Here is a 19,316-nt window from a genome sequence, read left to right on the forward strand (position 1 = left end):
GGATCTTGCTGCTGTCAGACCTGGCTTGGCACGACGGTGTGAGGCGTTGCCAGCCGGGATCTCTTGTCCGGAAAATTGGCCATCTTCTCCCTGCCAATGTACCCAAGTACCGGCGCCAGGTGCTGGATGTCCGGCGCGCCCCGCAGGGCCGTGGAAGCCGGGCACCAGGGATAGGGAAGACCGGCTACCCAATCCATGACCTCGTCTGTGTGCGAGGCCGGCAGGGTCTGCATGCTCGCGATGGTGATTGAAAGGCTTTCCGCCAGATATGAGGGCGGCGAAAAACACCAATCGTAGCGGCCGCACCCGACCCGCACGGCGCGACTGTCCTTTTCCGTCATGGCAACCAGCCAGTCACAGCAAAACACTTGCGCGTCGGCCTCCGGCGGCGAGCCCAGGCAGAAGGTGTAGACATTTTCGTAGGACTGGCCAAAACGGCGCACCAGCACCTCGCCAATGGCGTCCCGCCCCCGGGACACCGGCGGAAAAGAAATCGCACCGGTGTGGACGGTGACCTGCAGCAGGGCATCGTCCGTAAAGGCTTGCGCCAGCAGGTGAGGCCGGTTGCCATCCTTGGCATGAAGGTAGGCGGCGATGGATGCGGAAGGAGTTTTCATGCGATTCGGAGCCCGCGCTTATTGCGGCATGTAGTACGGCACGAAAATATCATTGGCTTCATTGCCCACCGATCGTATCCACTCGCGCGAGAACTTCTCGCCCATGCGCTTGATCTCAGTGTCCAGCTCGGGGGGAATGCGTTCTATCTTCACGCCGTTGGCGCGCAATTCCTCGGTCGCGCTGGTCGCCAGCGCCTGGCTGGCCTGCCAGCCGCGGACTTCCGCCTCGCCCGCCGCCTTGAGCACGGCGGCACGCACCTCGGGCTTCAGTGCATCAAAGACCTTGCTGTTCACAAACACCGCATTTTTGGGGAACCAGGCATTGATCTCGTAGTAATACTTGATCGGGCCCCACACCTTGTTCTCCACACCAGTCAGCGCCGAAGTGATCATGTTGTCCATCCGGCCTTCGGCCAATGCCTTGCCCACATCGACCATGGCCACATCCACAGGCTTGGCGCCCAGCATTTCGGCGATACGCATGGTGGTCTGGTTGTAGGTGCGCATCTGGGTACCGCGAAAGTCTGTCGGGCCCCGCACCGGCTTGTTCGAATGCAGGCCTTGCGGCGGCCACGGCACTGCGTAGAGGAGCTTCATACCATGCTCGGTGAAATGCTTTTCAAGGCCTGGCCGCTGCAGTTTCCAGAGGCGTTGTGCGTCCTTGTAGGAGGCCACGACGAAGGGAATGGAGTCCGCGCCAGCCAGCGGAATTTCCTTGACCATGCTCGCCAGGATGGTCTCGCCCGCTTCGGCCTTTCCCTGCTGCACGGCCGCGCTGATGTCCGCCAGCTTGGCCAGGGTGTTGTTGGGGTACACCTGTATGACCAGCTGTCCGCGCGTGGCCAGATCCACATCGCGCCCAAATTGCAGGAGGTTCTGCGTATGGAAGGACTCTGCCCGGTAGCCCGTGGCCAGCTTCCAGGTTGTCTGGGCGTGCGCTGCCCCCGCCGTGACGAGCACGGCTATTAAAACTGCTTTCATGGGAACTCCTTGGGAGTTGAGAATTAGCCCGGCGGCGGGTGCATGGAACTCACCCTTTCAGGTCCGTCACAAACATCTTGCCCGGCGCATGGGTGATGCACATCGACAGTCGGCTCTTCTGGGCAACCCATTGCGGCGTGACGCCGCAACCCCAAAACACCGGGATTTCATCATCCTTGATGTCGACTGCATCGCCGTAATCCGGTCGCGACAGGTCGGTGATGCCGATCGCCTCCGGATTGCCGATGTGAACGGGCGCACCATGCGCAACGTCAAACCGGCCAGAAATCTCCACCACCTTTGCCACATCGCGGCTCTTGATGGGCCGCATGGTGACGACCATTTCACCGCTGAACACACCAGCGGGCTGGCACTGGAGACTGGTACGGAACATCGAGACATTGCGGCCCTGCTCGACATGCCTCAGGGGAATGCCGGCCTGGGTGACCGCGGCCTCGAAAGAAAAACTGCAGCCGATCAGGAAGGCCACATAGTCGTCCTTCCAGATCGACCGGATCTCATCGCGCTCTTCAACAAACTCGCCGTCACGGTAGACGCGATAGCCCGGAATGTCGGTCGTGATGTCCGCCCCCGGTGCACACAAAGGCTCCGTGGCGCCCGGCTTCAGAACCTCCACCAATGGGCAGGGCTTGGGATTGCGCTGGCAGAACAACAGGAAGTCAAAGGCCTGGGCCTGGGGGACGATCATGAGGTTGGCCTGGATATGGCCGTTCGCGTGTCCCGCGGTGGGCAGGGCAAACTCGCCGCAACGGCTGGCCATCCGGAGGTCTGCGGGACGATCAAAAATCTTGTTCATGGCAGGGTAAAGCTTGATTGGAAAAAATAGGGTGATACAGCGGCTTTTCCGTCAAAGGCCCAGGTAGGCCTTTTTGATCCGGTCATCATTGAGGAGCTCATGACCCTTGCCCTGCATCACGATACGGCCGGTCTGGATGACATAGCCGTAATGCGCGATGCCCAGGGCCTTTTGCAGGTTCTGTTCCACCAGCAATATCGAGACACCTGTGGCATTGACCTGCTGGATAACCTCCAGCACCTTGGTCACAAACTTGGGCGCGATGCCCCACGAAGGCTCATCCAGCATCAGCAGCTTGGGCCGGGCCATCAGCCCGCGGGCGATGGCCAGCATTTGCTGCTCGCCCCCACTCATGGTACCGGCCAGTTGTGTGGCGCGCTCCTTGAGGATGGGGAACAGCTGCAGCATCTCTTCAATGCCCCGCGCCACCTCGTGCTTGTCCGTGCGCGTAAAGGCACCGAGCTCCAGGTTGCGAAGCACTGTCAGCCGGGGAAACAGGCGCCGGCCTTCCGGCACCAGCGACAGACCTAACGGGACGCGTTTGTGCGCCGGCATGCGGTGAACCGGCTCACCGTTGAAGGTAATACTGCCCGCTGCGGCGGCATTGAGGCCTGCCACGGCGCGCAAGGTGGTGGACTTGCCGTTGCCGTTGCCGCCTACCAGCGCGACGATCTTGCCGGGCTCGACCTGGAGGCTGACGTCGGAGATGGCCAGCACGTCGTCGTAGCAGACCTTGAGGTTTTTGATTTCAAGCATCTTCAGTCCCCGAGGTAGGCGGTAATCACGGCAGCGTCGTTCGACACCTGCTGCGGCGTGCCTTCGGCGATCTTCACGCCGCGGTCCAGCACGACGATCTTGTCGGCGATCGGCATGATGCCTTCCAGCACATGCTCGACGATCAGGCACGCAATGCCCTTGTCCCGGATCTTGAGAACGACGTCGACCGCTTCGCGAACTTCCGACGGGTTGAGACCCGCCATCACTTCATCCATCAGCAGGATGCGCGGCTGTATGGCCAGCGCACGCGCCACGGCCAGGCGCCGCTGCTCGCTGATGGTCATGCTGGCGGCAGGCCGGTCGGCAAAGCGTTCAAGCCCGGCAAAAGCCAGCCAGTCCATGGCAGCCTGGCGTGCCTTCGCAACGTTGTGCTGCAGCAGCATGGCCGCGGTCATCACGTTCTCGCAGGCCGTCATGCTGGTGAAGGTGCGCGCAATCTGAAAAGTCCGTGCCACACCGGCACGGGCGCATGTTTCAGGCGGCAGTCCTGCGATGTCGCGGCCGCCCAGCATGATGCTGCCGGCCGTGGGGGCAAAATACCCCGCCACGCAATTGAACATCGTGGTCTTTCCGGCTCCGTTGGGGCCGATCAGGCCCACCACCTGCCCGGTGTCCACGCTGAAAGAAACATCCTGGTTGGCGACCAGCCCGCCGAAACGCTTGCTGACCTGTTTGACTTCCAGCAACTTCATACGGCCTCCTCGCCGGCGTTCTGCACGGCGGCGGTGGGCACCGCCATCTGCCGCGATGCATCGGCGCGTGCCTCGCGGCGCTCCCGGAAGCTGCGCAGCCAGCCAATGAGGCCCGTGGGATAAAAGACGGCAATCACAATAATGAGGCTCGCATAAATAATGACATCTGTGCCACGGCCTGTGCCGCCGAAAGCGATGCGGGTGAACTCCTCGATGCTGGTCAGCACCACGGCGCCTACGACCGGACCGAACAAGGTACCCACACCGCCAAGAATGGATACCAGCGCCATCTTGATGGAGAGCGCCGTCGACAGCACAGAGTTCGGGTCGATGTAAAGCTCTTTCTGTGCATACAGGCTGCCGCCGACTGCCGTGAGGAAAGCACTGACCGACAGGGCAACCTGCTTGTAGCGGGCGATATTCACGCCGATGCTGCGGGCCGCGTCGGGTTCATCCTTGATGGCCCTGAAGTAGTAGCCGAGGTAGCTGCGCTCTATCCACCAGTTCGCGCCCAGCGTGATCACCAGCAGGCCCAGCGCCAGCCAGTAATAAGGCAATTTGGTAGCGAAGTTCAGCCAGAGCCAGCCTTGTTTGTCCATCGGCACGTAAAGCCCGACCGCCGCACCGCCGTAATCCCACTCAGTGAAGAAAATCTGCACCAGTTCGGCCACCGCGATGGTGGCCATCGCAAAGTAGTGGCCCTTGAGCCGGAAGCAGGACCAGCCAAACCCCAGGCTGAGCAAGGCTGCCACCAAACCGCCGGCGAGCACGCCTATCCAGGGATTGATGCCGAACTTGATCAGCAGCAGTGTCGAGACATAGGCGCCAAGTCCGTAGAAAGCCGCATGGCCGAGGGACACCTGTCCCGCATAGCCACCCACGATGTTCCAGGCTACACCCACCTGGGCCGCCATGAGGATGAGGATCGCCATGTTCAGGTGCGAGGCATCCGTGACCGCGGGGACGGCCAAGGCAAGCGCCAGAGCGGCGATAACAAAAATGAGTTGCTTCATGATCATGCCTTGCCCATCAGACCCTGGGGGCGGAACATCAGCACGCCGAGGAACAGCACCAGCACGATGGCCGTCTTGTACTGCGGGCCGAGCAGCAGGCCGCCCATGACCTCGATCACGCCGACCAGGATGCCAGCCCAGAAGGCGCCCGAGACGCTGCCGAAACCGCCCAGGTTGACCACCACAAAAGCCAGCAGGATGAAACTCGCGCCAACGTCCGGAAAAATCGGGAAGAAGGTTGACAGCAGCACACCGGCCGCGCCGGCACAGGCCGCACCTATGCCCCAGGCCAGCGAGAACATCTTGTGCGAATCAATGCCCATGAGGCGGGCCGCTTCCTTGTCAGAGGCGGTGGCTTCCAGCGCCGCACCGAGCCGGGTCTTGTTCAGGAAGAAGTAAATCAGCCCGGTAACCACGACGGCCCCTACACCAGCGACCAGCTGCGGCTTGCCCAGTTGCACGCCCAACAGCTTGACGGTTCCGCTGACCGCCGAATTCTCGATGGAGCGGAAATCCGGTTTCCAGAGGAACTGGGCCACGCCGCGCAGCAGGATCATGATGCCGAAGGTCGTGAAGATCTGCGACAGCATGGGCGCGTTGATGATGCGCACAATCACCAGTTTGTACAGCAGCACGCCGAAGCCGAACAGCATGATCACTGTCAGCGGCAAGGTGAGCATGGGGTCCAGCGCATACAGGGAAAACAGCCAGAAGGCCGAGTACATGCCCAGCATGAGGAATTCCCCGTGCGCGAAGTTCACGATGTCCATGACGCCGAAAATCATGGTCAGGCCGATAGCCACCAGCGCGTAAATCAGCCCAATCAGCACGCCGGAGGCCAGCGTCTGAAGCAATATTTCCGTAGTCATGGTTGTCTCTTGGCTTTGAGGTCAAAACTCGCGGCTTATTTGCGCTGGTCCCACTTGGGCATGGGCCAGGTCACTTCACGCGAGGCCATGTCGAAAGGCCAGACCGTGTTGTATTTGCCGCCGATGATCTGCACCAGGATGCCCTGGCCCAGGGTGTTCTGGCCGGTCGCATCGAACTTCACACCCTTCCACGGCATGATCAGCTTGCTGCCGGGCATGTCGGTGGCGGCCAATGCCTTGCGGATGGCTTCGGGCTCGGTGGAGCCAGCGCGGTTGATAGCGTCCGCCATCACCATCAGGCCGGTGAAAGTGCGCGAGGAATTGCCGGTGAAGTTGATCTTGTAGCGGCTGTTGAACAGGTCGTTGACCTGCTTGATCAGCGGATTGCGGTTGGCCAGGTCCAGCGCCCAGACTTCACGCGTGATGATGTAGTCGGCGTCCTTGCCGAGTGTCCTGATGAAATCGGTATCGGTGAAGCCCGCGTTGTTCGCCAGGATCATGTCCGGCGAAAAGCCCAGTTCCTTGTAGGTCTTGATCGACAGGATGGCATCGGCCGTGTAGGACGACTGCAGCACCAGGTTGGGATTGGCGGCCTTGAGCGTCTGCACTTCCGAAGTCAGTTGCGTGGTCTTGGCCGGGTACATCACCTGCTTGACCAGGTTCTGCTTGAACTCGGGCGCGAGTTTGGTCTGCAGTTTGGTGGTTTCCGTGCCCCACAAGCCGTTCTCGTTGAGGCTGGCGACCACGCCCGCCTTGATGCCTTTTTTTGCTTCGAGTTCTTTCAGGAAATCAAAGGCGTTGTGCACAAACAGGTCGTCATGCGGCGTGGTGCGAAAGAACCACTTGAAGTTGCGCTGCGTGAGCGACGCCGACGACGACTCGGGGTTCAGGAAAGGGATGCCGGCGCGCTCGGCGATCTGGCTGGCCGTGGCGGTGACGGCGCTGTTATAGGCGCCCACGAGTGCCACGACTTTTTCCTGCGTGATCAGGCGCTCGGCTTCCGTAGCGCCAGTCTGCGGGTTGGCCTGGTGGTCGGCAAACACCAGCTTGATTTTTGCGCCCTTGAGGTTGGGCAAGCCTTTGCCGGCAGACAGCGGCAGCTCGGAAACACCGGGCGCACCGTTATTGATGATGTCGGCGGCGAGTTCCAGCGCGCTGCGCAGCTCGGCACCCACGGATGCGGCAGGCCCGGTGAGCGGATAAAGCACACCGATTTTTATCTCTTGCTGTGCATGCACGCCAAAGGCCATGCCGGTTGATAGCAACACTGCGGCCACTTTGGCCCACCAAGATTTCTTCATGACGCACTCCTCGTAAAAACATGACGGTTGGATGACATGTGACGAAGTGTGCGATTAGCAAATGACGAAATCAAACAAGTAATTTTTTGCTTACGTCATCGATTTTTTCGATGATTGGTATTTACCCTGACGCACCTTTTTTGCCTGTTTTTGCAACCCTGGCCGCCGGCTTGCGACCCGTTTTGGTGCCGGCTCCCGTGCTCTCCGCGGCAAACTGCACGGCCGACCTGACCACCGTCTCGACCACCGATGAAGTCGGGTCGGTGCGGTAGCTCGCGTGGATCGGCAACGACTTCACACGGGTGTCGCAGGTGAGCAATTTCAGGCTGGCGAACCCCGTCAGGCGCTGCACTGCGATGCGCGGCAGAAGGGCCACGCCAAAGCCGCCCTGCACCAGCTGGACCATCGCGGAAATGGATGAAATGGCATGCACCTTTTTGGGCTCCATGCGGTTCTGCTTGAACAGGTCGACCAGCGTGACGTGCGGCTGCGAGCCTTTCTGGAACGTCAGCAATTCCATTTCCGCGAGTTCATCCAGCCGGTAATTTCTTTTTTTATGCAGCGCCGGATTTCCCACAAAAGCCATATCCATGGGCGGCAAAGCCTGGTTGCGCACACCGTCCGCCGAAGCGGGCAACGCGGCGAAGACCAGGTCCAGCGTGCCGCGTTGCACCTGGTCCATCAGGATGGGGGTGGTTTCCACCGTCAGCTCCAGCTCCAGGCCCGGATGGTCTACCCGGAGTTTTTCGAGCCAGGGAATCAGCCAGGAGTGCAACACCGATTCGATGGCGCCTATGCGCATCGATACCGCCATCGCCGCACCCGAACCCATCTCGTGTTTGACCTCGCGCTGCAGCTCCAGCAGCTTTTGCGCATAGACCAGGAAACGCGCACCCGCGACGGTGAGCTTGAACTGCTTGTCGCGCCGGTCCAGCAGCAGGATGCCCAGCTCTTCTTCCAGTGTGGCGATGCGGCTGGACATGGCCGACTGCGTCAGGTAGAGCTTCTCCGCGGCGCGCGAGATGCTTTTGAGCGAGGCCACCCAATAGAAAGCTTCAACAAAACGCAGGTTCATGGCGGGGCCTCAAGGTCGCAAAACAGGTAGGCGCCGGTTTTTCGGGGTATGCCCGGTGAACTGGCGCGGGATTTGCGTCTATCCTATTACTACTTACTAATTCCTTGTCCTGGAGCTTTTCATGAAATTCAAAGTCACTCTGGTGGCCGCCGCTCTCGCCTTCGGCGCCAACGCCTTCGCCCAGACCAAGTGGGATCTGCCCGCGGCCTACCCGGCCAGCAACTTCCACACCGAAACGCTGACGCAGTTCGCGGCAGACGTCGACAAGGCCAGCGGAGGCAAACTCAAGATCACGGTGCACGCCAACGCCTCGCTCTTCAAGGCCAACGAAATCAAGCGTGCGGTGCAAGGCGGCCAGGCCCAGATCGGCGAGGTGCTGCTGGTCAATTTTGAAAACGAAAACCCGATTTACGGGGTCGATGGCATTCCCTTCTTGGCCACCTCCTACGCTGACTCCAAAAAACTCTACGAAGCCCAAAAGCCCGTGCTCGACAAATTGCTGGGCACTCAGGGCATGAAGCTGCTCTATACCGTGGCATGGCCACCGCAAGGCATTTACAGCAAGAAAGAGCTGGCCTCGGTCGCTGACCTGCGCGGCATCAAATGGCGCGCCTACAGCCCCGCCACCGCCAAGATTGCAGAGTTGATCGGCGCGCAGCCTGTCACCATCCAGGCCGCCGAGCTTTCTCAAGCCCTGGCCACTGGCGTTGTGGAAAGCTACATGAGCTCGGGCTCGACCGGCTATGACTCCAAGACCTATGAAAGCATCAAGTACTGGTACGACACCCAGGCCTGGCTGCCCAAGAATGCCGTCATCGTGAACAAAAAAGCCTTTGATGCGCTCGACCCCGCCACACAGGCGGCCCTCACCAAGGCGGCGGCGGATGCCGAAGTGCGCGGCTGGAAGCTCAGCGAGGAAAAGAACGAGTGGTACAAAAAGGCCCTGGCCGACAAAGGCATGAAGATCGTCACGCCGCCGGCCAAGCTGGTCTCCGACATGAAGCAGGTCGGCACCATCATGCAGGCCGACTGGGTGAAAAAGGCCGGCCCTGACGGCGAAGCCATCATCGCCAACTTCAACAAGCTCAGAGCCGCGAAGAAGTAAGGCATACAACAAGGCAGGCCGTGCGCAAATTTCTCGACAAACTTTATCTGGCAGGCGGCGCCTTGGGCGCCGCCTTCATCGCCCTCATCGCGGTGCTGATGATCGCGCAAAGCATATTGCGCGAGTTCCGTGTCAACACCGGAGCCGTGAACGACGTGGTGGCCTGGTTTTGCGCGGCGGCCGCTTTCTTTGCCATGGCGCATGCCTTCAAGCACGGCGACTTTGTGCGGGTGACTTTGCTGCTCGATTCGGTGAATGCAAAGACCCGCCGCGTGCTGGAGCTGGCCTCGCTTTTTATCGGTAGCGTGGCGGTGGCCTACCTGGCATGGTCGGCATGCCTCTTCACCTATGAAAGCTGGGAGTTCAACGACATCTCGCAAGGCCTCTTGCCCATGCCGATGTGGATTCCGCAGTTGAGCTTTGCGCTGGGCTCCATCCTGCTGCTGGTCGCCGTGGTCGATGAATTCATCATCGTGATACGGGGCGGGGTTCCGACCTTTGTCCGTGAAGTCGAAGAACGCCATGCGCGCGGCGACTTCTCTTCGGAAGTTTGAGCTGCAGCCTGCGTCTCTTTCATTCCCGTTTATTTTCCAGACTACAAAGACAACGACATGGATATCCTGATGGTGGGCGGCATCTTGCTGCTGCTCATGATGCTGCTGCTCTCGGGCGGCGTGTGGATTGCGATGACCCTGGCCATTTGCGGCTGGGTCGGACAGGCCTTTTTCACAACAACCCAACCGGGCAAGAATCTCTTCAGTGCTTTCTGGGAAAGCAATGCCAGCTGGGAGCTGGCGGCCCTGCCCCTCTTTATCTGGATGGGCGAGATTTTGTTTCGCACCAAACTCAGCGAAGAGATGTTTGAGGGCCTGCGCCCCTGGCTCAACCGCGTGCCCGGCCGCCTCATGCATACCACCATCCTGGGCTGCGGCATCTTCGGCTCGGTCTCGGGTTCGTCGGCCGCCACTTGCGCCACGATTTCCAAAGTTGCGCTGCCTGAGCTGCTCAAGCGCGGCTACGACGAGAAGATCGCCCTGGGCTCTCTCGCCACTGCCGGTACGCTGGGTATTTTGATACCCCCGTCCATCACCATGGTGGTGTATGCCGTCGCGGCAGACGCGTCCATCATCCGCATCTTTCTGGCGGGTTTTTTCCCGGGCTTCCTGCTGATGGCGCTGTTCTCGGGCTACATCATCTGGTGGAGCCTGCGCCATCCCGACAAGGTTCCCGCCTCCGACCCGCCCTCCACGTTCATGCAGAAGATCAGGCAGTCGGGCAACCTGCTGCCCTGCGCCGCGCTGATCGTTTTCATCTGCTGGGTGCTGATCAGCGGCTATGCCACGGCTACCGAATGCGCGGCTTACGGTGTGGCCGGTTCGCTGGGCCTGGCGCTGTGGAGCCGGTCACTGACATGGCAAAACTTCAAAGAAGGCCTGATGGGCACGACGCGCACCAGCTGCATGATCATGTTCATCCTGGCTGGCGCGGCATTCCTGACCAAGACCATGGCGTTCACCGGCATTCCACGTGAGCTGGCCGAATGGGTCAACAGCATGAACCTCTCGCCGTTTGCGCTGATCGGCGTGCTGACCATCGTCTACCTGATCCTGGGCACTGCGCTCGACGGCATCTCCATGATCGTGCTGACCAGCGCCGTGGTGCTGCCCATGATCCAGAAGGCCGGCTTCGATCTGATCTGGTTCGGCATCTTCATCATTCTGCTGGTCGAGATTGCCGAGGTCACGCCGCCGGTGGGCTTCAATCTTTTTGTGCTGCAAAACATGACGGGCAAAGACAGCAACACCATTGCGCGCGCGGCCATTCCCTTCTTCGCCTGTCTGGTGGTGTGCATTGTGCTGATCACGGTATTCCCGCAGATCGTGACGAGCTTGCCCGACCTGGTGATGGGCAAGGACAAGTAGCGGCTGCTGGCGGTATCCCGCTTCAGATCCACACTATCGATCCGTTTCCGGTTTCGTACGCACCCGATTAAATCGGCAGCCTGCTACGCCAAAAGCAAAACCACAAAGGACACCGCCCAGAACACCAATGGCCTTGAACGTACTGCTACGGCTACGCTCTATTTGGGCAACATCCTCCTTACTGGGAGCTCCGGGCGCGACCACTGCTGCGATCCTGTCTACTTGACGATCAAAGTACGGGTCGACAAACAAGGCCCCGATGCCAAACCAGCCAACTGAAATCCAGAAGGCGGCAGCCGCAAGAATCCATGCAAACCAATAAACATAAGGCCGACTCATTTCACGTTCACCGTTCCGTAATAAGTGATGTCCACCAGGTGATGGAAAGATAAATAGACAGGGCTGGACTCAATCCCCGTGCCAAGGACGCAGCAAGCCCTCATCATCGGTCAGCGCCCAAGTCTTCAAACCCGTGGCGGCCTCGATAGCCTGCCTGTGGGGTGGCAGGTTGGTGCATTCCAGTACCACCGCCTCGAGCGAAGGCTCGCGCTGCTTTAACGCCAAGGCTGCGGCCACCACATCGCTGCGGGCTTTGTCGATATCCATGGTTTCGCGGTTACCCAAAATCGCCGCTGCAAATTCGCCCGCCGGATCCACCCCCTGGACCAGCACGTCTTGCAAACGCTCTGGCGGCACACCGGCTGCGAGCAAGTGGTCTGCTCCCAATGCGCTAGAACTGATAGTCAGCACACCGACTTTGCGCTGCTTTGCCAGCAGGCCGGGCAATTGCAGCAAACTGGACGTGACCACGGGCGCCGGTGTCGCAGCCTGCAACTCATGCTGCAGCAGCACCAAAAAACCGCAGCTGGTGGTGATGGCCAGCGCGCCCTCGCTCGCCAGGGCCTGCACCGCCTGCACAAAAGCCGGCACCACGCCTGCAGCCCGCAAACCGGCACCGCTCTGCACAACCTTGCCGGGCCAGGCGCCCTGCACCACGTACTGGCGAACCGGAACGCCGAAGGCATGGGGATGGCCGATGTCACCCGGCAGCCGCGGAAAGCGCGTGTCGAGCATTACCACCCCCAGAAAGCCCGAAGGCTCGCTGAAAGCGGGTGCTGAGGTTAAAGTCATGGCTCTATTCTCCCGCCAAACAACCAACTCACCGCCGCCACCACCGTCATGCTGAACGTCATCGCGATTTCCATTGGAGCTTCAATCGGTGCGCTGGCGCGCTGGGGCCTCGGCCTGTGGCTGACGCCGGGCGGCCTCATTCCCTGGGGCACCCTTGTGGCCAACCTGATTGGCGGCTACCTGATTGGTATCTGCATCGCGGGCTTTCAGTCCATGCCGCAGCTGGACCCGGTGTGGCGGCTGGCGCTGGTGACGGGGTTCCTGGGCGGCCTCACCACGTTTTCCTCGTTTTCGGCCGAAGTGGTGATTTTCCTGATGGAAGCGCGCTACGGGCTGGCCGCGCTTACGGCCACCGTACACGTGCTGGGATCGCTGTTGATGACTGTGGCCGGCCTCAAAACCGCTATGTTTTTTATAGCTGCTGGCGCACGCTGAGAGCCGGTTAAAGCCATTTTTTAGCCAGAAAAAGCGGCAAAGCACAAGCTTGCCCGCCCGCACGGCAATGGCACGGGCCATCCGCATCGCGCGCTGCACGCGCCGCGGGAATTGGCCACAATGCAGCATGGCTTCCATGACCCCTTTTCACCCCGCCCCTGCGACGGGCGGGCAGGACAGGCTGGCACGCATCGGACATGCTCGCCAGGCAGTTCTTCACGGCGATCCGCTGCCAGCCGGCACCGCGCCGCTGGTTGAGAACTGGATAGAACGGTCCTGGATACGGTGCCTGGCCCAGGGCCACCGGCCGGAGCAGGCTCCCTCCTTCGACATGGTTTCTGCCGCCGCACTGCGGCGCACCCTGGAAGCCAACCACCGGCTGGTGCAAGCTGCGGCACCTGTGCTGGAAAAGCTGGGCCAGGCCATTGCCGACACGCGCTACTTCGCCATCCTGACCAACCAGGCCGGCGTGGTCATCAATGTGAATGGCCCCATCGACCGGCGCGACCGCCGCGCCGACATGATCACACGCATCGGCACGGACCTTTCGGAACAACAAGTGGGCACTACCGCCATCGGCGCAGCGCTGACCGAACTGCAACCGGTGTGGCTGCATCGGGGTGAGCATTTTTTTGATGCCACCTCGGTCTACAGCTGTGCCGGCGCGCCCTTGTTCGGCCCCGACGGCCGCTGCGCCGGCATGCTGGACCTGACGGGCATCGAAGTGGTCGAGAGGCCCGAGCTCAAACACCTCGTCGCGCAATCCGCGCGCAGCATAGAGAACGCGCTCACTTTGGGCAAGCCCCATGCATTGCTGATCCGGCTGAATTGGCCGGGCCGCACGCTGGGAGATGAAACCGATGGGCTGGTGTGCGTGGATACCGATGGTTGCGTCACTGGCGCCAACCAGGCGGCGCGGCAGATGATTTCGCAGCTGGGCTTCACCGCAGGCACGGCGCCGCATTGCAACGATCTCTTTGCCATGCCCTTCGAAATGCTGTTTGACGCGGCGCAGCGCCAGGCGCCGGTGAATGGCGGCATCCTGGAGATGCCGCTCTGGACAGGCCTGCGCCTGCATGCGCTGCCGCAGTTGCCCGGCCGGGACTCGCCGCCCCCGGCAACCAGCCTGCCGCCTTCAGGCGCCGCGTCGCGAACGCTGAAGGAACTCGAAACCGCCTTGATCCGCAAGGCAGTGACCGATTCACGCGGCAACGTGCTGCAGGCCGCAAAAGCGCTCGGCGTCAGCCGGGCCACGGTTTACCGCCGCCTGGGCTCGGGCAAACGCAGCTAACCCGGCAAACACAAATCAGTGCTTGTGCTCGGCCGCGGCACCGGCTGCTCCCGGTGCAGCGGTGGCAACCGGCAGCTTCAGCTCGAGCTTGCTTTCCACACCTTTGGCGTCCTTGAACAGCAGGGTCACGGGGATTGTGCTGTCTTTGGCCAGCGGTGCCTTGAGGTCCATCAGCATGACGTGGTAACCCCCTGGCTTGAGCTCGACCTTTTTGCCGGCAGGCAAATCAAGCGATGGCACGGCGCGCATTTTCATGACGTCGCCGTCCATTTTCATTTCATGCACTTCAGCCACGCCCGCCACCGGCGACGACACGCCGACCAGCTGGGCCCCATCTTTGGCGGTGAGGCTCATAAAAGCCCCCGTGCCTTTTTGCCCTTGCACAGTGGCGCGCGCCCATGCCCCATCGACCTTGACGGCGGCCGTCTGGGCCATGGCGGCCATGCTGGCCAGTGCCATCGAAAAGGCCAACACGGCTTTTGAGAATTTTGCGGATGTCATGTGTAAATGCTCCTTGAAGCAGTAAATTGAATCGGAAATAAAGCCGCCGAGGCTCGCTCAGTGATTGTGTTCACCGCCGCCCGCAGGCATCAGCTCCAGCGCGGCAGCAGGGTTTTTGAGGTCGGACAATTTTTGGCCCGGCTGAGGCACTTCGGCCCAGTCAACCTTGCCGGTCTCGCAAACCTGGCTTACCGGCCAATACAGCACGCCCGCTTTTGCGGGCAGTTTGGCCTGCAGCACAAATTCGTCGTACCAGTCGTTCTGCAGATAGTCGGCGGGGGTTTTTGCGGTCCAGCTGATTCGCGACACATCTTCCGTGATGGTTTTACCGTGGTCCAGCAGCGGCTGCGCCAACTTCTCACGTGTGACCTCCAGCGTCCAGCCTGCTTTGGGCATGGGCTTGGCACCCTGCACACCGGCCGGGATGGTGACCACGATCTGTTTAACGGGCGAATTCCCGCAACCATGCCCGACCTTGAATGTGCCCTTGTAGTAGCTGCCTGCATTGGCGACCTGGTATTCCAGGGTGACGTGTGCGGTGGCAGGCAGGGATACAGCAATAAAGATAGCTCCAGCCCAATAGGGACGAGCGCAAGCAGCTATGGTTTTAATAGCATTTGGGTATTTCATGATTGATTCTTACAGGATTGAAAATTAAAGGCAGCAGGATTTGCGGCTGAAATTAGGGCCAGCCAGCGCAGCGAGCGCCATGCCGAACGGAGCGCACGGGTGCGCAGAAAAGGCTCGTGAAAGTGCACGCTGAAATGAACGATGGCACGGCGCCGGCCGCAAGGCCCGTGCGCGGGATGCCTGAGGCCTCCAGCGAGAGGCGGTTCAGTTCAAAGTGCGGGAGGTGCGCGGCTGAAAGGCAGCCCGGAGATGGCAGTGCCGGTGGTTGCCGGAATATCCGCCACCGCAACCGTGGTACCGGTGACACAGGAAACGCTTGCTACCGGTAGAGGTGGCAGCACCAGCCCTGCTGAGCCGCACAGGTCGCAGCGCTGGCCTGGGGAGGCTGCATTGCCATCGGTGGAGTCCATGCCGGCATCAGACGAAGCGGTGTTGACGCTGCAAATGCCGCTCAGCTTGCCGCTGCGCACGTCCTGGGCGAGCATGGATACCGGTGCCCACAACGCCGCCGCCACGGCCAGGAAAGCCAGCCAGGCGGCAAGGCGTTCCCATACGGGAAGGGTCGGGCGGGATACGGGGTGGTGGGGCACGGGGTGATTATATGTAGCCCCCACGCTCCCCCACTTCGTGTGGGTCGCTGCCCCCCGAGGGGGCCGCCCGCCCTGCGGCCCGGCAAAGCCGGTTCCGCGGCTCATGCTGGATTAATGAGTGCAAGCGGGCAGCCGCGGGACTGGCTTTGCCAGACCCCAAGCGCCTCCCCCTCGAGGGGGGAACAGGCTACACGCAGTGAGACTGGACGGGGTGGGTGTCTTGCTAGGGCGCCCCAAACCCAAACCGCCGAAACACCTCCTGCGCTTCCGGCGTCAACAAGTAGGCAGCAAACTGCCCAGCAGCAGCATCACCGCTTCGCGCAGTCAGCCCGTAGGCAGCGCTCACCTGCAGGGCCGGCGGCATCTGCACCACGTTCATCCGCGGCACTTCTTTGCGAACCGCCACAGCATTGGTGCAATAAGTCAGAAACAGATCAGCACGCCCTTCCGAAATCAGCCACTCATAAACCCCCCGGCCTGCTGGAGGCTGGAGCGCTTCGGGTGAACCGGTGAGCTTGAGTGCCTTGGCGTCCAGTGCCGTGTAAGCACCGGGCTTGAGTGCTTCCGCCTTGCGGAACACTTCCCACGCATAGTCGCCCGACGGGTCCGCCTTCGGTGTGGAGGTACCGAGTTTGACGGCGGGGTCCAGCATCAGGTCGAGCAACTTTCCCGAATCGGCATTGAGCTGCGGCACGGCCAACGCGCACAGCTGGTTGCGCACAAACAGCGTGGGTTGCGCCCATGAACTTCTCCCTGCGGCATGCAGGCGCAGGGGATGCTGCGTGTCGGCCGATGCGAACACCTGCGCCGGCTCGCCCTTCTCGATGCGTTCGCGCAGCAGGCCAGAGGCGCCAAAGGTCAGCTGGGTTTTCACGCCTGTGCGGGCTTCATACGCGCGTGCCGCTTCAGTGAGCGCTTCACGAAGGCTGCCCGCCGCATAAACGCGCAGCGGCGCGGCGCCTTCAGCAGATGCTGCGGGCGACTGGGCATGAGCCATATTCAGGCCTCCTGAAAAAACAACCACCGCCGCAGCAGCCCATACCAGCAGGCGCCGCGGAACCGGCTTTGCCGGGCCGCAGGCGCCGTCCCCTGGAGGGGAGAACAAGCTACACGCAGTGAGCTTGGACAGGGGGGTACTCATTTGGTTGCGTTGGGGAAGAACAGCTGCTCGCCGTTGATCTTGTAGCCGGCAATCACGTTCTGGCCGGCTGGTGAAATCACCCAGTCCACAAACTTCTGTGCCTCGGCAGCCTTGGTCTGCGGATGCTTGGCGGGGTTCACCACCATCACGCCGTACTGGTTAAACAGCTTGGTATCGCCTTCCACCAGCACGACCAGGTCGCCGCGGTTTTTGAAGGACAGCCAGGTGCCGCGGTCGGCCAGCACATGGCCGCCGCTGCTGGCCGCGATGTTGAGCGCCGGGCCCATGCCGCAGCCGCAGGCTTTGTAATTGGTGAAGGCGGGCTTGTCGGCCGGTGTCTCGACGCCTGCGGCTTTCCAGTAGCGAAGTTCGGCGGCGTGCGTGCCGCTCTTGTCACCGCGAGAGATAAAACCAGCATTGGCGGCGCTGAGTTTTTTCAGCGCTTCGACAATGTCCCTGCCCCTGGTTTTGGCTGGATCAGCTGCGGGGCCGATCAGCACGAAGTCGTTGTACATCACGGGAAAACGCTTGATGGCAAAGCCCTCAGCCACGACTTTTTCTTCCGCCACCTGGTCGTGCACAAAGAGCACGTCAGCATCACCCCGGCGGCCCATATCGATAGCCTGGCCGGTGCCGACAGCGACTACTTTCACGTCAATGCCCGTGGCTTTTTTGAACTCGGGCAGCAGGTAGGGAAACAGGCCTGACTGCTCGGTCGAGGTGGTTGACGCCATCACGATAGTGCTGGTTTGTGCTATCGAAACAGTAGCTGCCAGCGCAAGCGGGACAAGCGCCAAAGCCCTGATCGACCCGAAAATTCCCGACACCATGCTCAAGCTGTTCATGCAAGTTCTCCTTTTAAAAATGCTTCTGCCGCTGCGGGGACAGGACCGGTGAAAAAGGCCGCAGTCGGCAAGTCGGCTACCAGCCGGCCGTGCTCAAGGTAAATCACCCGGCTGGCCAGCCGCTTGACCTGCCCCAGGTTGTGGCTGCTGAAAATGAGCGTCATGCCGGCATCGGCAAATTCCGCCATCAGGCGCTCGACCTCGCGCTTGGCCGTGGGGTCCAGGCTGGCCGTGGGCTCGTCGAGCAACAGGACCTGCGGCTTGAGCGCCCAGGCACGCGCCAGCGCCACACGCTGCTGCTGCCCGCCCGACAGCGCCTTGGCATTGCGTGTGGCCAGGTCTTCCAGCCCCACGCGCTCCAGGGCAGCCAATGCCTGGACTTTGGCCTCTTTCCAGCGCACACCACCCAGCCACAGTCCGAGTGCCACGTTGTTCAGCACGCTGGCGCGCAGCATGTAGGGCCGCTGGAACAACATGGCCTGCCGCAATTGCACGTCGTGTTGAAAGCTGCCGGCAGAAGGCCATACCAGGCCGTTGAGGGTTCGCAGCAGCGTGCTCTTTCCGCTGCCGTTGGCGCCCACCAGTGCCAGCCTTTCGCCGGCCTTGATACGCAGGCTGCAGCCGCTGAGCGCCTGCACCTGGCCGAACTGCACACCGATGGCATGCAGGTTGAAAACCTGCGTCATGGCTGCGCACCCCCGGCGGCCAGCGCCACATCCGGCAGGCGGTCGTCGAACTGCTCGCGCCAGCGCCGCACCAGCGCTATCAGGATGTTGAGCAGAAGCACCACCCCCAGCAGCACGATACCGAGCGCAAGCGCCAGCGGCAAATCGCCCTTGCTGGTCTCCAGCGCGATCGCGGTCGTCATCACGCGCGTGAAGCCGTCAATGTTGCCGCCCACCACCATCACCGCACCGACCTCCGAGATTGCCCGGCCGAACGCGGCGATCAGCACCGTCAGCAACGCATAACGCTCGTCCCACAAAAGAATGAGGCCTCGCACGAAGCGGCCTGCGCCCAGCGACTGGAATTGCTCGCCATGGGAACGGTCGGCATCTTCAATGGCCTGGCGAACCAGCGCGGTGACGACCGGCAGCACCAGCACGGCCTGCGCCAGCACCATGGCCTTGAAGGAAAACAGCCAGCCCAGGAAACCGAGCGGCCCGGTTCGCGAAAGCAACAGGTACACCACCAGCCCGACCACCACCGAGGGCAGGGCCAACGCGGTGTTGAGCACAGCCAGAACCGCACCCCGGCCGCGAAAGCGCGACACGCCCAGCCAGGCACCGAGCAGCAAACCGCCGCTGCAGGCAATGAGGCAGGCGGCGGCGCTCACGGCCAATGAACGGGCCACGATGCTGGCCAGCATGGGATCGAGCGAGGTGATGAGGGCGAACGCCGTGGCGGCGCTGTCTGAGAAGGTGTTCATGTAAAAGCTGTGCGGCACTCTAGCCTAGGGCCTAAGTCCTTGATTTGCATCAGGAATCATCGCTATGAATTGATTTGCATAGGTTGACCAGGCGAGCCGCCATGCGCGCCGCGCCATCTTTCTCCCCTAGCCGATGCACTGATAATCCATGCAC

At 61.5% G+C, this 19,316-nt stretch carries 22 protein-coding genes; 5 read left to right on the forward strand and 17 right to left on the reverse strand.

Annotated features, from left to right (window positions below):
- Positions 1–14: 14 nt before the first annotated feature.
- From AC1D1J_RS06055 to AC1D1J_RS06095, 9 genes are all read right to left on the reverse strand, one after another.
- Positions 15–617, reverse strand: coding sequence for a nuclear transport factor 2 family protein (locus tag AC1D1J_RS06055; RefSeq protein WP_477694140.1), 603 nt, complete (start codon positions 615–617; stop codon positions 15–17).
- An 18-nt stretch (positions 618–635) separates the two neighbouring features.
- Positions 636–1,598, reverse strand: a complete 963-nt coding sequence (locus tag AC1D1J_RS06060; RefSeq protein WP_477694141.1) for a TRAP transporter substrate-binding protein — start codon at positions 1,596–1,598, stop codon at positions 636–638.
- Positions 1,599–1,647: 49 nt separating this feature from the next.
- On the reverse strand, positions 1,648–2,415 hold the full coding sequence (locus AC1D1J_RS06065) for a putative hydro-lyase (protein ID WP_457280044.1): 768 nt from the start codon (positions 2,413–2,415) through the stop codon (positions 1,648–1,650).
- A gap of 51 nt (positions 2,416–2,466) precedes the next feature.
- Entirely contained in the window at positions 2,467–3,171 is a 705-nt protein-coding gene (locus tag AC1D1J_RS06070) for an ABC transporter ATP-binding protein (RefSeq protein ID WP_477665614.1), read from the reverse strand.
- A gap of 2 nt (positions 3,172–3,173) precedes the next feature.
- Positions 3,174–3,884 carry an ABC transporter ATP-binding protein gene (locus AC1D1J_RS06075; protein ID WP_477694142.1) on the reverse strand — a complete coding sequence of 237 codons (711 nt, stop codon included), beginning with the start codon at positions 3,882–3,884 and terminating at the stop codon, positions 3,174–3,176.
- Positions 3,881–4,897 carry a branched-chain amino acid ABC transporter permease gene (locus AC1D1J_RS06080; RefSeq protein ID WP_477694143.1) on the reverse strand — a complete coding sequence of 339 codons (1,017 nt, stop codon included), beginning with the start codon at positions 4,895–4,897 and terminating at the stop codon, positions 3,881–3,883. Before AC1D1J_RS06080 ends, AC1D1J_RS06075 begins: the two co-directional genes overlap by 4 nt.
- Positions 4,898–4,899: 2 nt before the next feature.
- Complete coding sequence (locus tag AC1D1J_RS06085; RefSeq protein WP_457280040.1) at positions 4,900–5,766, reverse strand: branched-chain amino acid ABC transporter permease; 867 nt, start codon at positions 5,764–5,766, stop codon at positions 4,900–4,902.
- A 35-nt stretch (positions 5,767–5,801) separates the two neighbouring features.
- The gene (locus AC1D1J_RS06090) at positions 5,802–7,067 is read right to left on the reverse strand and encodes an ABC transporter substrate-binding protein (protein ID WP_457280039.1); all 1,266 of its coding nucleotides are present in this window, start codon (positions 7,065–7,067) and stop codon (positions 5,802–5,804) included.
- Between the two features lie 121 nt (positions 7,068–7,188).
- Positions 7,189–8,142, reverse strand: coding sequence for a LysR family transcriptional regulator (locus tag AC1D1J_RS06095; protein ID WP_457280038.1), 954 nt, complete (start codon positions 8,140–8,142; stop codon positions 7,189–7,191).
- 121 nt (positions 8,143–8,263) lie between these two features.
- Here AC1D1J_RS06095 and AC1D1J_RS06100 point away from each other — a divergent pair, with 121 nt between their 5' ends.
- The 3 genes from AC1D1J_RS06100 to AC1D1J_RS06110 are packed head-to-tail and all read left to right on the forward strand — an operon-like array spanning position 8,264 to position 11,169.
- Positions 8,264–9,247: a TRAP transporter substrate-binding protein gene (locus AC1D1J_RS06100; protein ID WP_477667967.1), complete on the forward strand. Its 984-nt coding sequence runs from the start codon at positions 8,264–8,266 to the stop codon at positions 9,245–9,247.
- A gap of 20 nt (positions 9,248–9,267) precedes the next feature.
- On the forward strand, positions 9,268–9,801 hold the full coding sequence (locus AC1D1J_RS06105; RefSeq protein ID WP_477667968.1) for a TRAP transporter small permease: 534 nt from the start codon (positions 9,268–9,270) through the stop codon (positions 9,799–9,801).
- Positions 9,802–9,858: 57 nt separating this feature from the next.
- Entirely contained in the window at positions 9,859–11,169 is a 1,311-nt protein-coding gene (locus AC1D1J_RS06110; protein WP_477694144.1) for a TRAP transporter large permease, read from the forward strand.
- 408 nt (positions 11,170–11,577) lie between these two features.
- On the opposite strand, the gene AC1D1J_RS06115 is transcribed toward AC1D1J_RS06110, so the two are convergent.
- Positions 11,578–12,300 carry an aspartate/glutamate racemase family protein gene (locus AC1D1J_RS06115; protein WP_477694145.1) on the reverse strand — a complete coding sequence of 241 codons (723 nt, stop codon included), beginning with the start codon at positions 12,298–12,300 and terminating at the stop codon, positions 11,578–11,580.
- 48 nt (positions 12,301–12,348) lie between these two features.
- Here AC1D1J_RS06115 and crcB point away from each other — a divergent pair, with 48 nt between their 5' ends.
- Both crcB and AC1D1J_RS06125 read left to right on the forward strand, forming a co-directional pair.
- Positions 12,349–12,735, forward strand: a complete 387-nt coding sequence (crcB, locus tag AC1D1J_RS06120; RefSeq protein ID WP_477694146.1) for a fluoride efflux transporter CrcB — start codon at positions 12,349–12,351, stop codon at positions 12,733–12,735.
- A gap of 127 nt (positions 12,736–12,862) precedes the next feature.
- Entirely contained in the window at positions 12,863–14,026 is a 1,164-nt protein-coding gene (locus AC1D1J_RS06125; RefSeq protein WP_477694147.1) for a helix-turn-helix domain-containing protein, read from the forward strand.
- A 15-nt stretch (positions 14,027–14,041) separates the two neighbouring features.
- Here AC1D1J_RS06125 and AC1D1J_RS06130 read toward each other — a convergent pair whose 3' ends face one another.
- The 7 genes from AC1D1J_RS06130 to AC1D1J_RS06160 form a co-directional block, all read right to left on the reverse strand.
- Positions 14,042–14,527 (reverse strand): copper chaperone PCu(A)C, encoded by a 486-nt coding sequence (locus AC1D1J_RS06130; protein WP_477694148.1) that lies wholly within the window; start codon positions 14,525–14,527, stop codon positions 14,042–14,044.
- Positions 14,528–14,584: 57 nt separating this feature from the next.
- The gene (locus AC1D1J_RS06135) at positions 14,585–15,157 is read right to left on the reverse strand and encodes a YcnI family copper-binding membrane protein (protein WP_477685160.1); all 573 of its coding nucleotides are present in this window, start codon (positions 15,155–15,157) and stop codon (positions 14,585–14,587) included.
- A 209-nt stretch (positions 15,158–15,366) separates the two neighbouring features.
- Positions 15,367–15,747, reverse strand: a complete 381-nt coding sequence (locus AC1D1J_RS06140) for a DUF2946 family protein (RefSeq protein ID WP_477685159.1) — start codon at positions 15,745–15,747, stop codon at positions 15,367–15,369.
- Positions 15,748–15,970: 223 nt separating this feature from the next.
- Entirely contained in the window at positions 15,971–16,744 is a 774-nt protein-coding gene (locus AC1D1J_RS06145) for a molybdate ABC transporter substrate-binding protein (RefSeq protein WP_477694149.1), read from the reverse strand.
- Between the two features lie 140 nt (positions 16,745–16,884).
- On the reverse strand, positions 16,885–17,733 hold the full coding sequence (locus tag AC1D1J_RS06150; protein ID WP_477694150.1) for an ABC transporter substrate-binding protein: 849 nt from the start codon (positions 17,731–17,733) through the stop codon (positions 16,885–16,887).
- Positions 17,730–18,419, reverse strand: coding sequence for an ABC transporter ATP-binding protein (locus AC1D1J_RS06155; protein ID WP_477694151.1), 690 nt, complete (start codon positions 18,417–18,419; stop codon positions 17,730–17,732). Before AC1D1J_RS06155 ends, AC1D1J_RS06150 begins: the two co-directional genes overlap by 4 nt.
- Positions 18,416–19,162, reverse strand: coding sequence for an ABC transporter permease (locus tag AC1D1J_RS06160; RefSeq protein ID WP_477694152.1), 747 nt, complete (start codon positions 19,160–19,162; stop codon positions 18,416–18,418). The genes AC1D1J_RS06155 and AC1D1J_RS06160 overlap by 4 nt, the downstream gene beginning before the upstream one ends.
- Positions 19,163–19,316: the final 154 nt, after the last annotated feature.

The organism is Polaromonas sp. P1_F8 (assembly GCF_056405635.1).

Excerpts from the sequence above, each read along its gene's own strand:
- AC1D1J_RS06055 (WP_477694140.1), bottom strand. The coding sequence starts at position 617 with ATGAAAACTCCTTCCGCATCCATCGCCGCCTACCTTCATGCCAAGGAT.
- AC1D1J_RS06085 (WP_457280040.1), bottom strand. The coding sequence starts at position 5,766 with ATGACTACGGAAATATTGCTTCAGACGCTGGCCTCCGGCGTGCTGATT.
- AC1D1J_RS06065 (WP_457280044.1), bottom strand. The coding sequence starts at position 2,415 with ATGAACAAGATTTTTGATCGTCCCGCAGACCTCCGGATGGCCAGCCGT.
- AC1D1J_RS06135 (WP_477685160.1), bottom strand. The coding sequence starts at position 15,157 with ATGAAATACCCAAATGCTATTAAAACCATAGCTGCTTGCGCTCGTCCC.
- crcB (WP_477694146.1), top strand. The coding sequence starts at position 12,349 with ATGCTGAACGTCATCGCGATTTCCATTGGAGCTTCAATCGGTGCGCTG.
- AC1D1J_RS06130 (WP_477694148.1), bottom strand. The coding sequence starts at position 14,527 with ATGACATCCGCAAAATTCTCAAAAGCCGTGTTGGCCTTTTCGATGGCA.
- AC1D1J_RS06070 (WP_477665614.1), bottom strand. The coding sequence starts at position 3,171 with ATGCTTGAAATCAAAAACCTCAAGGTCTGCTACGACGACGTGCTGGCC.
- AC1D1J_RS06145 (WP_477694149.1), bottom strand. The coding sequence starts at position 16,744 with ATGGCTCATGCCCAGTCGCCCGCAGCATCTGCTGAAGGCGCCGCGCCG.
- AC1D1J_RS06155 (WP_477694151.1), bottom strand. The coding sequence starts at position 18,419 with ATGACGCAGGTTTTCAACCTGCATGCCATCGGTGTGCAGTTCGGCCAG.
- AC1D1J_RS06075 (WP_477694142.1), bottom strand. The coding sequence starts at position 3,884 with ATGAAGTTGCTGGAAGTCAAACAGGTCAGCAAGCGTTTCGGCGGGCTG.
- AC1D1J_RS06060 (WP_477694141.1), bottom strand. The coding sequence starts at position 1,598 with ATGAAAGCAGTTTTAATAGCCGTGCTCGTCACGGCGGGGGCAGCGCAC.
- AC1D1J_RS06090 (WP_457280039.1), bottom strand. The coding sequence starts at position 7,067 with ATGAAGAAATCTTGGTGGGCCAAAGTGGCCGCAGTGTTGCTATCAACC.
- AC1D1J_RS06115 (WP_477694145.1), bottom strand. The coding sequence starts at position 12,300 with ATGACTTTAACCTCAGCACCCGCTTTCAGCGAGCCTTCGGGCTTTCTG.
- AC1D1J_RS06080 (WP_477694143.1), bottom strand. The coding sequence starts at position 4,897 with ATGAAGCAACTCATTTTTGTTATCGCCGCTCTGGCGCTTGCCTTGGCC.
- AC1D1J_RS06110 (WP_477694144.1), top strand. The coding sequence starts at position 9,859 with ATGGATATCCTGATGGTGGGCGGCATCTTGCTGCTGCTCATGATGCTG.
- AC1D1J_RS06100 (WP_477667967.1), top strand. The coding sequence starts at position 8,264 with ATGAAATTCAAAGTCACTCTGGTGGCCGCCGCTCTCGCCTTCGGCGCC.
- AC1D1J_RS06160 (WP_477694152.1), bottom strand. The coding sequence starts at position 19,162 with ATGAACACCTTCTCAGACAGCGCCGCCACGGCGTTCGCCCTCATCACC.
- AC1D1J_RS06095 (WP_457280038.1), bottom strand. The coding sequence starts at position 8,142 with ATGAACCTGCGTTTTGTTGAAGCTTTCTATTGGGTGGCCTCGCTCAAA.
- AC1D1J_RS06125 (WP_477694147.1), top strand. The coding sequence starts at position 12,863 with ATGGCTTCCATGACCCCTTTTCACCCCGCCCCTGCGACGGGCGGGCAG.
- AC1D1J_RS06150 (WP_477694150.1), bottom strand. The coding sequence starts at position 17,733 with ATGAACAGCTTGAGCATGGTGTCGGGAATTTTCGGGTCGATCAGGGCT.